The 10,894-nt window shown below is 71.0% G+C and carries 11 protein-coding genes and 3 tRNA genes; 6 read left to right on the top strand and 8 right to left on the bottom strand.

From position 1 onward, the window contains the following. A partial coding sequence (locus tag ACFOGJ_RS26365; protein WP_379906252.1) for a hypothetical protein occupies positions 1–257 on the top strand: 257 nt, incomplete at its 5' end. A gap of 9 nt (positions 258–266) precedes the next feature. Here ACFOGJ_RS26365 and ACFOGJ_RS26360 read toward each other — a convergent pair. The 5 genes from ACFOGJ_RS26360 to ACFOGJ_RS26340 form a co-directional block, all read right to left on the bottom strand. After that, positions 267–1,184 (bottom strand): DMT family transporter, encoded by a 918-nt coding sequence (locus ACFOGJ_RS26360; RefSeq protein ID WP_379906251.1) that lies wholly within the window; start codon positions 1,182–1,184, stop codon positions 267–269. Between the two features lie 17 nt (positions 1,185–1,201). Continuing rightward, positions 1,202–2,131 (bottom strand): DMT family transporter, encoded by a 930-nt coding sequence (locus ACFOGJ_RS26355; RefSeq protein ID WP_379906250.1) that lies wholly within the window; start codon positions 2,129–2,131, stop codon positions 1,202–1,204. A gap of 51 nt (positions 2,132–2,182) precedes the next feature. Beyond that, the gene (pdeM, locus tag ACFOGJ_RS26350; RefSeq protein ID WP_379906249.1) at positions 2,183–2,869 is read right to left on the bottom strand and encodes a ligase-associated DNA damage response endonuclease PdeM; all 687 of its coding nucleotides are present in this window, start codon (positions 2,867–2,869) and stop codon (positions 2,183–2,185) included. A 38-nt stretch (positions 2,870–2,907) separates the two neighbouring features. After that, entirely contained in the window at positions 2,908–5,394 is a 2,487-nt protein-coding gene (locus ACFOGJ_RS26345; protein ID WP_379906248.1) for a ligase-associated DNA damage response DEXH box helicase, read from the bottom strand. A 171-nt stretch (positions 5,395–5,565) separates the two neighbouring features. Next, entirely contained in the window at positions 5,566–6,213 is a 648-nt protein-coding gene (locus ACFOGJ_RS26340) for a MarR family winged helix-turn-helix transcriptional regulator (RefSeq protein ID WP_379906247.1), read from the bottom strand. A gap of 96 nt (positions 6,214–6,309) precedes the next feature. Between ACFOGJ_RS26340 and ACFOGJ_RS26335 the strand changes: the two genes are divergently transcribed. Then, a complete protein-coding gene (locus ACFOGJ_RS26335; RefSeq protein WP_379906246.1) occupies positions 6,310–7,197 on the top strand; it encodes an RNA polymerase factor sigma-32 in 888 nt (295 codons plus the stop codon). A 16-nt stretch (positions 7,198–7,213) separates the two neighbouring features. Here the strand turns inward: ACFOGJ_RS26335 and ACFOGJ_RS26330 are convergent, their stop codons facing one another. Continuing rightward, positions 7,214–7,975: an SOS response-associated peptidase gene (locus tag ACFOGJ_RS26330; protein WP_379906245.1), complete on the bottom strand. Its 762-nt coding sequence runs from the start codon at positions 7,973–7,975 to the stop codon at positions 7,214–7,216. 192 nt (positions 7,976–8,167) lie between these two features. Here ACFOGJ_RS26330 and ACFOGJ_RS26325 point away from each other — a divergent pair, with 192 nt between their 5' ends. Together ACFOGJ_RS26325 and ACFOGJ_RS26320 are read left to right on the top strand one after the other, a co-directional pair. Further along, positions 8,168–8,398: a hypothetical protein gene (locus tag ACFOGJ_RS26325; protein WP_379906244.1), complete on the top strand. Its 231-nt coding sequence runs from the start codon at positions 8,168–8,170 to the stop codon at positions 8,396–8,398. 91 nt (positions 8,399–8,489) lie between these two features. Then, entirely contained in the window at positions 8,490–8,756 is a 267-nt protein-coding gene (locus tag ACFOGJ_RS26320) for a sulfurtransferase TusA family protein (protein ID WP_379906242.1), read from the top strand. 45 nt (positions 8,757–8,801) lie between these two features. Here the strand turns inward: ACFOGJ_RS26320 and ACFOGJ_RS26315 are convergent. Then, positions 8,802–8,877: transfer RNA gene (locus ACFOGJ_RS26315), tRNA-Thr, on the bottom strand. A 72-nt stretch (positions 8,878–8,949) separates the two neighbouring features. Beyond that, complete coding sequence (locus ACFOGJ_RS26310; protein WP_379906241.1) at positions 8,950–9,876, bottom strand: TrmH family RNA methyltransferase; 927 nt, start codon at positions 9,874–9,876, stop codon at positions 8,950–8,952. 193 nt (positions 9,877–10,069) lie between these two features. On the opposite strand from ACFOGJ_RS26310, the gene ACFOGJ_RS26305 reads away from it, so the two are divergent. Then, a tRNA-Tyr gene (locus ACFOGJ_RS26305) sits at positions 10,070–10,155 on the top strand. A 413-nt stretch (positions 10,156–10,568) separates the two neighbouring features. Next, positions 10,569–10,642, top strand: a tRNA-Gly gene (locus ACFOGJ_RS26300). Positions 10,643–10,894: the final 252 nt, after the last annotated feature.

The raw sequence follows: 10,894 nt of genomic DNA, 5'->3' as shown, positions 1-10,894 counted from the left end.
CGGCCCGCCTGCGGGCGCAGGCGGCCGACGGCTCCGGCTACTATCTGGGCGCCGGCCTGACCGCCGTCGACATCTACAGCGCCGCCTTCATGGCCCTGTTCCGCCCATTGCCGGAGGCGCTCTGCGCCATGGACCCGGGCACAAGGGCGGCGTTCGAAACCCGCGACCCGGTCACCGACGCGGCGCTGGACCCGGTCCTGCTGCGCCACCGTGACCGCATCTACCGCGACCATCTGGAACTGCCGCTGTCGCTGTAGTGAGGGCTTTCACTTGCCGTAGCGCAACGACACCGCGGGCCCGCGGCGCACCGCATGCACCGAGACCAGCATGCCGCAGATCGCCAGGCCGACGCCGATCGCGGTGACCGGGGTCGGCACCTCGTCCAGCAGCGGGATCGCCGCCACGGTGGCGATGGCGGGCACCCCGGCGATCACGCTGGTGGCCGCCGTGGCGCCGATATGGCGGACCGCGGTGCCGAAGGCGACGATGGAGACGACCACCGCCAGCACCCCCTGGTAGATGCCGTAGAAGGCGATCCAGCCCCAGGACATCTCCCCCAGGCCGACCGGCAGGAAGGCCAGGTAGATCGGCGTGTAGATCACCATCGACGGCACGCAGATCAGCATCGTCGCGTCGATCGCCGACAGGTTCCAGCGCCGCATCAGCACGGTGAAGACCGACCAGGAGAGGCTGGCGCCCAGGAAGCCCAGGTCGCCGAGCCACAGGCTGCCCGCATCGTCGGTCAGGCTGGAGATCCCCAGCGCGGCGATGCCGCAGAAGATCAGGCCCAGGCCCAGGATGCGCAGGCCGCGCAGGCGCTCCGCCAGGAACAGCGCCCCCAGGATCGCGGTGAAGAAGGGCAGCATGCCGTGCAGCAGCACCCCGGCATGCGCCGCCGGCGCCAGCCCGAAGCCGACGAAGGACAGGCTGGAATAGAGCAGGCCCCCCAGCAGCGCCATCACCAGCACCTGCCAGGCGCGCAGGCCGGCGAAGCCGCGCATGACGAAGACAGGAAGCAGGATCAGGCCGCTGATGCCGAAGCGCAGCATCAGCATGTCGGAGGGCTGCACCGGCCCGCGCAGGCCGTAGCGGGTGGTCAGGATGAAGCCGGACCAGATCAGCAGCGCGGCCAGGGCGGCGGCGATGCCGATCGTGCGCGAGCCCTCTCCGTCGGCGACGGTCACGGTGTCGGGGGATCCGCTCAGTCGCCGGCGGTGGAGTGGCGCAGCGATACGGCCGGCCCGCGCCGCACCGCCTGGACGGAGACCAGCATGCCGCAGATTGCCAGCGCGACGCCGATCGCCGTCACCGGGGTCGGCACCTCGCCCAGCAGCGGGATCGCCGCCACGGTGGCGATGGCGGGCACGCCGGAGGTGATGCTGGCCGCCGCCGTGGCGCCGATATTGCGCACCGCGATGCCGAAGGCGATCACCGACAGCACCACCGCGAACAGGCCCTGATAGACGCCGTAGAAGGCGATCCAGGTCCAGGGCAGTTCGTGCAGGTGGACCGGCAGGAAGGCCAGGTAGACCGGCGTGTAGATCACCATCGAGGGCACGCAGATCAGCATCGTCGCGTTCACCGGGCTGACGTTCCAGCGCCGCATCAGCACGGTGAAGATGGACCAGGACAGGCTGGCGCCGATGAAGCCGAGATCACCGATCCACTGGCCCGGCGTGTCGGACGAGATGCTGGACCAGCCGAGCGCGGCGATGCCGGCGAAGATCAGCCCCAGGCCGAACAGCCGCATCCCCCGCAGCCGCTCGCCCAGGAACAGCGCGCCCAGGATCGAGGTGAAGAAGGGCAGCATGCCCGGCAGCAGCACCCCGGCATGGGCCGCCGGCGCCATCGAGAAGCCGGTGAAGAAGGACAGGCAGGAAAAGCCGACCCCGGCCAGCAGCGCCATCGTCATGACCTGCCAGAAGCGCAGGCCGGCGAAGCCGCGTCGGATGAAGAAGGGCAGCATGATCAGGCCGCTGACCCCGAAGCGCAGCATCAGCATGTCGGCCGGCTGGATCGGCCCGCGCAGGCCCCAGCGGGTGGTCAGGATGAAGCCGGACCAGATCAGCAGCGCGGCCAGCGCGCCCAGGATTCCGGCCAGACGCGAGCCTTCGCCGTCAGTGACGTTCAATGGGGACGCTCATTTGGGGCGCTCATGCGGGACGCTCGCGAAGGGGCCGGGTCAGGCAATGGGCACGAGGCGGGCCGCGGGCACCGGGAAAACCTCCTGCGCGCCGAGCATCCAGGCATGGAAGGCCTCGGCGAGCACCGACCGGAAGGCCGGATCCAGAACGTCCAGGCCGCCGGTATAGGCGCCGAAGGCCGGCATCACCAGGCGCCCGCCATCGGTGGCGAAGCAGCGCCGGGAGAAGGCGCGGCCGCGCACCTGCACCCGCGCCTTGGGGTGGTAGTGGCCGACCACCTCGCCGCGCTCCGGCGCCCCGGTGGCGGGGTCGTCCTGCGGCTCGTGGCGGAACACCAGGCGGCCCAGCCGCAGTTCTGCCGCGCTGCGCCCGCCCAGCCAGTGCGGCACCTCGGGGTCGTGGTTGCCGGTGATCCAGAGCCAGTCGCAGCCGTCCATCAGGGCGCGCAGGCGGTGCAGGTCGCCGGCATCCAGCCGGTCCGGCGCGGCGCGGTCGTGGAAGCTGTCGCCCAGGCAGATCACCCGGTCGGGGCGGAAGCGGCGCAGCACCGCCTCCATCCGCGCCAGGTTCGCACGGCTGTCATAGGGCGGCAGCAGGGCGCCGCCGCGGGCGGCGGCCGCGCTGCCCTTCTCGAAATGCAGGTCGGCGAAGATCACGGTGCGCTCGTCCGGCCACCACATGGCGCCGGAGGGATGGGGCATCAGCACTTCGCCGTTCAGTATCATCTTGCGCTCGCTCGTCGCGGCAACGGGATGGGGCAGGGTCACAACAGCCGGCAGGCCTCCTCGATCAGGGCCTCCGAGGCCTCGCCCAGCAGGTCGTCCATGGTCCCGGCGCCAAGGACCGGCTCCTTGCCGATCTCCAGCATCACCGGCACCGCCAGCGGCGAGACCCGGTCCAGCGCCTTGAACAGGATCCGTCCCTGCACCCGCTGCAACATATCCCCCAGCCGCCGGATATCCAAAAGCCCGGTGGCGGCATCGGCGCGGGTCGCCTGCAGCAGGATATGGTCGGGTTCGTAGCGGCGCAGCACGTCGTAGATCAGGTCGGATGAGACGGTGACCTGCTTTCCGCTCTTTTCCGCGCCCGGATGGCGCCGCTCGATCAGCCCGGCGATCACGCCGACATTGCGGAACGTGCGCTTCAGCAATGCGCTTTCCGCAAGCCAGGCCTCCAGGTCGTCGCCCAGCATGTCCTCGTGGAACAGGGCGGCGACCTCGGCCGCGCTGCGCACGGGCCGCAGGCTCCAGGCGGCCATCGCATATTCCGAGGCGACGAAGCCCATCGGGCGCAGCCCGCTGCGCTCCATCCGCCGGGTCAGCAGCATGCCCAGGGTCTGGTGCGCCAGCCGGCCCTCGAACGGATAGGCGACCAGGTAGTGGCGGCTGCCGCGCGGGAAGCTCTCCACCAGCAGCTGGCTGGGCCGCGGCAGCACCGAGCGCAGCTCCTGCATCCGCAGCCAGTCGCGCACCTGGCCGGGCAGGCGGCTCTTGCGCCAGTCCGCCAGCAGCTGCCGCACCCGGCCTGCCAGGAAGGTCGACAGCGGGAACTTGCCGCCCTGGTAGGACGGGATCGCCGGGTCCTCCAGCGGCGCCCGGGTGACGATGGCCGCCATCTCCCGCAGGCCCTCGAAGCGCAGCACCTGCCCGGCGAAGACGAAGGTGTCGCCGGGCACCAGCTGCTCGACGAAGGCCTCCTCGATCTCCCCCAGATTGCGGCCGCCGCGCAGCCGCACCTTGACCTTCGGCGCCTCGACGATGGTGCCGGCATTCATCCGGTACTGCCGCAGGACATGCGGCCCGGTCACCGTCCAGCGGCCGTCCTCCGCCTGGCGCAGGCGGCGATAGCGGTCATAGGCCCGCAGCGCATAGCCGCCGTCGGCGACATAGGCGAGCACCCGGTCGAAGACCGCGCGCGGCAGGTCGGCATAGGGCGCCGCCTGCAGGGTCTCCGCATATTGCGTGTCGGCGTCGAAGGGGGCGGAGCAGGCCATGCCCAGCAGGTGCTGCGCCAGCACGTCGTAGCCGCCCGCCCGCGGCGGCTCGCCGTCCAGCTGGCCGTCGGCGACCGCCTGCACCGCGGCCCGGCATTCCAGCACCTCGAACCGGTTGGCCGGCACCAGCAGGGCACGGCTCGCCTCCGCCATGCGGTGGTTCGACCGGCCGATGCGCTGCAGGGTGCGGCTGATGCCCTTCGGTGCGCCGATCTGGATCACCAGATCGACATCGCCCCAGTCGATGCCCAGGTCCAGGGTGGAGGTGCAGACCACCGCCCGCAGCGCGCCGCGCGCCATCGCCGCCTCCACCTTGCGGCGCTGTTCCTTTTCCAGCGAGCCGTGGTGCAGGGCGATCGGCAGATTGTCCTCGTTGATGTGCCACAGCGACTGGAACACCAGTTCCGCCTGGCTGCGCGTGTTCACGAACAGCAGGGCGGTGCGCGCCTGGCGGATCGCTTCATAGATCTCGCCATAGGCATGGCGGGCGGTATGGCCCGACCAGGGCACATGCGCGTCGGAGGCCAGGATCGTGATCTCCGGCAGGGCGCCGCCACCGGTCTGCACCAGCGCCGCGCCGCCCGACGGGTCCAGGAAATGCTGCAGCCGCGGCGGCTCCGCCACCGTCGCCGACAGGCCGATGCGGCGGTGGCCGGGCGCCAGCCGGGCCAGCCGCGCCATGCCCAGCGACAGCAGTTCGCCGCGCTTGGAATTGGCCAGGGCGTGCAGTTCGTCCAGCACCAGCCAGCGCAGGTGGCGGAAAAAGCGGGCGGCATCGGGATAGCTCAGCAGCAGGGCCAGCTGTTCCGGCGTGGTCATCAGGATGTGCGGCGGCGCGGTGCGCTGGCGGCTGCGCTTCGACGCCTTGGTGTCGCCGCTGCGGGTCTCGATCCGCAGGTCCAGCGCCATTTCCGCCACCGGCATTTCCAGATTGCGGGCGACGTCGACCGCCAGCGCCTTCAGCGGCGAGATGTAGAGGGTGTGCAGTTCCCGCCCGTCCGCCGACCCTCCCGACGTGGCGCCCGCCTCGACCAGCTCCGTCAGGCTGGGCAGGAAGCCGGCCAGGGTCTTGCCGCCGCCGGTCGGTGCGATTGCCAGTACCGAGCGGCCGGCCTGCGCCTGCGCCAGCACGGCCAGCTGGTGGGGATGCGGCTGCCAGCCACGGCCGGCGAACCAGTCGCGCAGCACGGCGGGCAGCCGGGCGGCCGGGACAGGGTGGGCTGGCGCAGGGGGCGCGATATCCACGGTCTGGGACATATCGGGATCAAAACACGAAAATCGCCGGCCGGGAAAGCGTTCAGGCACCTGCTGCGCGATGTCGCGCGTCCTTGCCGGCGATCCAGGCCGGTCGTGCGACCGCCTTCAGCGACCGGTTCTGCCGGGCGGGGATGCTCTCGGTGGTCGATGGCCCTGGCCGGGCCGTGGCTGTCAGTCGGCCCCGTCGTCGCCGGCGGCCCGGCGGTTCCGCGGCGCTTCGTCGGCCAGTGGCGCGAAATTGATGCACAGCCGGTCGGCGCGCTGCGGGTCGATCGGCTCCCCGGTCAGGCCGCAGCGCAGCTGGCTGCCGCCCCGCAGGCTGCCGGCGAGGCTGGGCGCCTCCTCCACGCATTGCAGGCTGCAATCGGCGCAGACCCCGAAGGTGCGCACGCCATGCGCGCGCTGCACGTCGTGCAGCAGCCGGGTCAGGCCGCGCACCAGGGCATGGCAATCCTCGTCCGCCAGTTCGTCTGCGGCCAGGCCCAGCGTGTGGATCGGGTCCTTGGTCAGCAGCGCCTCGCCCGCCTCGGTGATCGCCAGGTCGCGCTGGCGCTTGTCCGCCATGCAGCGGGCGCGCCGGATCAGGCCCTTGTTCTCCAGCGCGATCAGGGTCTGCGAGGCGGTGCCCTTGGTGGCGCCCAGATACTCCGCCACGGCACCCGGCGTGCGCGACTGGGCATTCGCCTGGGCGAGGAAACGCAACGCTTCCCACTGTGCGGGGTTTAACCCTTCAGCGAACTGAAGCTCGCGGGACAGCCGGGCAAGGCGGTCGATCAGGGTCGCGACGCGGCGCGCGGAATTGGATCGGGGACCGGACATGACAATATCGTATCGACTCGCTACTACCCTTGCAACGGCGGCTGGCAGTGATTAGTATCGACTCACTATCACCGGGCGTCCAGAGAGGATGCAGCCATGACGACAGCAGTGGAGACCGGCACGACGGCGACGATGAACCGGCGGTTCATCGCCAACGCGATGGAGCAGCCGCTTCTGACCCAGGACGCGGAGTACGAGCTCGCCCGCCGCTGGCGGGAGGAGGAGGACGACCGCGCGATGCACGAACTGGTGCGCGCCTATATGCGCCTGGTCGTGGCGACCGCCGCCCGCTTCCGCGGCTATGGCCTGCCGATGAGCGACCTCGTGCAGGAAGGCAATGTCGGCCTGATGCAGGCCGCCGCGCGGTTCGAGCATGACCGCAATGTCCGCTTCTCCACCTATGCCAGCTGGTGGATCCGCTCCGCGATGCAGGAATTCATCCTGCGCAACTGGTCGATCGTCCGCTCCGGCACCAGTGCCGGGCAGAAGGCGCTGTTCTTCAACCTGCGCTGGCTGCGCGCCCGGATCGAGAAGACCGGCGGCAGCCTGACCGACGAGACCCGCAGCCAGATCGCGCAGCAGCTCAACGTGTCGACCGCGGATGTCGAGCGGATGGCGCAGCGCCTTTCGGGGCGCGACCATTCGCTGAACGATCCGGTCGGCGAGGACGGCTCGGAGCAGTGGCAGGACTTCCTGCAGGACAATGGCCCGACGCCGGAGGAGCTGACGATCGAGAGCCATGATTCCGCCACCCGCGGCGCCTGGCTGCGGGAGGCGATCAAGGACCTCACCGATCGCGAGCAGATGATCATCACTGAGCGCATGCTGCAGGACGACCGCGCCACCCTGGAGCAGCTGGGCGAGCGGCTGGGCATTACCAAGGAGCGCGTGCGCCAGATCGAATCGAAGGCGTTCGAAAAGCTGAAGACCGGCGTGCTGCGTCGCTGGAAGGATGCCGAGGGGCCGGCCCTGACCGCCGCCTGAGGCAGGCCGCCGCCGTTCAATCCTCCGTGCCGCCGGCGGTGAGCGGCGCGATGCATTCGGCATCGTCGTTGCGCACCGCATTGACCCGCGTGCTGACCCGGTAATAGCCCATCGCTTCGGCGGGGAAGGGGCGCAGCAGGGCCTGCAGTGCCGCCGGCTCCGCCGCTCCCGACAGCCACAGGTCGTGATCGGCCTCCGCCAGCATCACCGGCATGCGCGGATGGATCTTCTCGATCGCCGCATTCGCGGTCGTGGTGATGATGGTGAAGCTGAGGATCGGCGCGCCGGCTGTGGCTTCCGCATCGACGTCTTCGGGCAGTGGCGGCTGCCAGGTCTCGAACAGGCCGGCGAAGGCGAAGGGCGCGCCGCCCTTCAGGCCGATGCGCCAGGGCTGCTTCGCCGCCTTCGGCCCGTCCCCCAGCTTCTGCCATTCGTAGAACCCGTCGGCCGGCACTAGGCAGCGGCGCTTTGCGAAGGCGCGGCGGAAGGCCGGCTTGGTCGCGACCGTTTCCGCCCGGGCGTTGATCATCCGCGCGCCGTCCGCCGGGCTCTTGGCGAAGGGCGGCAGCAGGCCCCAGCGCGCCATCGCCAGGGTTCGTTGCGCCAGGGTTCGCTGCGGGCGCAGCCCGTCACCGTCCGGTTCGCCGGCCGGCAGCACCACAGGTGCCTCCTGTGTCGGCGCGACGTTGTAGCGCGGCGGCAGGTTGGGCAGCGCCTCGAAGCCGAACAGGCGGCGCATCGCCTCCGGCGGTGTGGTCAGGCTGTAGCGGCCGCACATCGCGCCATCCTCCCTTCGCTGCCGGCAACCGGCCCCGCGGGCGCCATCTCCGGCGACCTTCTCTGGAATCTTTCGCAGTGCATCACGACTGCGCCGCAGGCCTTGCCCTCGGCGGCTCCGCTTCCGACATCAAGGCCACACGGACGAATGCACTACCGGGCTCGACCAAGCTCTATCATCAAGGAGGGAAGGATGCAGCGGGACCTCTCCGCGACCTGGATCCTGGCCGCCGTTGGCGCCGGCTTTCTGGTCCTGGCAACCCTGGCGGAGGCATGGTGCGGCGAGATCGGCGCGACCGCGGCGGTCGGCGAGGGCGAAGTGGTATATGTGCCGAATCAGACCTTCCAGGTCTTCGGCGACCCCAGCGGTCGCTACCAGACTCATGTGCGCGGCATGGTGCCGGTCTATATCGATCGCGACTGACCCGGTCATCGTCGATCGCGGTTGACGGCGGCGGCGGCAGGGGCTGCGCGGCCGGGCAGGGGAGAGCGTCCCGAATTTCATGGCGGGGATCATGACGGACAGCACCGGCGACCGCACCGTGCCGGCAGCGGAGCGATGCCTGGATACGACCGGCCATCGCTGCCCGATTCCCGTCCTGCGGACCGAGGCGGCGCTGCGCGGCCTCCCGCCGGGCGGGGTGCTTGTCGTGCTGGCGGACGATCCGCTGGCGGCGGTGGACATCCCGCATTTCTGCCGCCAGGCGGGCCATGCGGTCGCCGGCGAGCGGCTGTCCGATGGCTGGCGTTTCCGGGTGACCAAGCGGGATCTGCAGGACTGACCGCGGTCTGCTGAACGCCGTGACTGGGCCGGACGGTCCGGGGGGTGGTGCCGGATGCAGGATTCGAACCCGCGACCTTCGCTTTACAAGAGCGCTGCACTACCAGCTGTGCTAATCCGGCACGTCTCCCCGAACCATCGACCGGAGCAATAAGGCTTCCCGCGCTGGCTGACAATCCCGTGCGGCTCAGCCGTCATTGCCCGCCGCCCCCCGGCAGCCCCGTCCGCGCCAGTTCGTACAGGGCCGCGGTGGCGGCCTGCGCGACGTTCAGGCTGCCGATCGCCGGTGCGATCGGCAGGCGCGCGATGCAGTCGCTGTGGGCGCGGGTCAGCCGGCGCAGGCCGCTGCCTTCCGCCCCCAGGATCAGGGCCACGGGCCGGTCCTGCGGCCGGGCGGCGGCCAGGGTCTCGTCACCGTCCGCATCCAGCGCGATACGCCAGAATCCGGCCTCCGCCAGCTGCTCCAGGGCGCGGGCCAGATTCGGTTCCCGCAGATAGGGCAGCATGTCCAGCGCACCGCTCGCTGCCTTCGCCAGCGGCCCGCCTTCCTCCGGCGCATGGGCGGCGGTGGTGACGATGGCCGCGGCGCCGAAGGCGGTGGCGGAGCGCAGGATGGTGCCGACATTCTGGGGATCGGTGACCTGGTCCAGGACGATGACCGCGCGGGCCCCAGCGCCACCGCCGCCGCCGCCACCGGCCAGCCAGTCGCGCAGGGCGGGCTGCTGCAGCGGCTCCACCAGCGCTGCGATGCCCTGGTGCACCGCGCCGGGGGGCAGCAGCCGCGCCAGATCCTGCATCTCCGCCGGCTCGACCTGCCGTCCCTGCGCCAGCCGCAGGCCGGCTGCCGCCTTTGGCGCCGCCAGCAGCCGCTGGATGCGGCGCTGCGGGTTGTCGATGGCGGCCTGCACTGCATGCCGGCCATAGAGCCAGTAGGTGCCGCCGGCGGGCTTCGCGGCAGGGCCCTTGCGGCCGCCCCTGCGCGGGGCGCCGGCATTGCCCCTGTGCGGCGCGTCCGCATCGCCCCGATGCGGCGCCCCCGCATCGCGGTGGCCCGCGCCGCGGTTGCGGCGCGGTGCCTGGGACGGGGTGGTGCGGGGGCCGGATCGACGGGAAGAGGACATGGGTTCGCTCGGATGGCCGGGTTTCGGGCGCCGCGGCGCCCCCAGGTTCCGCCTGCGCCGCCGCCGGCCGGAAAGGATCCGGTTGACAGGAGGCGCGGCAGTTCTGTAATCAGCCGCTTCTTCGCGACAGGCGCAAGAGGGGCCGGTGCGGCGCAAGCGATCGCCCGGACCCGCCGGTTGTGCGGTTGTGACTGGAGGGGTGCCCGAGTGGCTAAAGGGGACGGGCTGTAAACCCGTTGGCGAACGCCTACGTTGGTTCGAATCCAACCCCCTCCACCAGCCTTCGCTCGCGCAGCGAGGGAAGGCTGCCGCGCCGGAGCCCCTAGGGGCGAAGGCGGGCATTCGTTGCCGCGAGCTTCGGCCCGGCAAGCCGCCGGCCCACCCGGGCAAGGCTTGCAGTTCGCGCAGACGGCTTAGACACCGACGGCCCCGACACCGCCGCCGCCTCACGCTTTCGCCAGCACGCACCGCCCCGGCCGAAAAGCCTTGATCTTTTCCGCGTCTTGAATATTGTCCGGCAGTCCTGGACAGCATATCGCGGCCCGGAACGGGTTGCTATGCGCGTTTGGCGCCGGTGCAGGGGCGGTCTTCGGGCCGGCCCGGCGGGAGCCGAGGCGAAGGCCGGGTCCTGCAGGCTGCGGCTGCGATGCGGCGGGGCGGCAGGGCCGGGTGACGCCGGCCGGGTCTGCGATGCGGGTGTAGCTCAATGGTAGAGCGCCAGCCTTCCAAGCTGGACACGTGGGTTCGATTCCCATCACCCGCTCCAGGCCCGCACCGCTGTCGGGTCCGGCCCGGTCGCCAAGGATCGGGCGGGCGCGGCTGTCTGGGATGGGGAATTGACGACGCCTGGGCGTCGTGTCCTTCGGGGCCCGGGACGTCAGTCCTGCGGTCGCCGGGCACGGGGCCGGATGTGGACGGAGAGCCGAGCGCAAGCCAATGGCCAAAGAGAAGTTTTCGCGGACGAAGCCGCACTGCAACATCGGGACGATCGGTCACGTCGACCATGGCAAGACGTCGC

Source organism: Marinibaculum pumilum (assembly GCF_042646425.1).
GTDB classification, from domain to species: domain Bacteria; phylum Pseudomonadota; class Alphaproteobacteria; order Ferrovibrionales; family Ferrovibrionaceae; genus Marinibaculum; species Marinibaculum pumilum.
The sequence above is the reverse complement of the archived record's forward strand: the minus strand, read 5'-3'. Positions and strand labels throughout refer to the sequence as shown.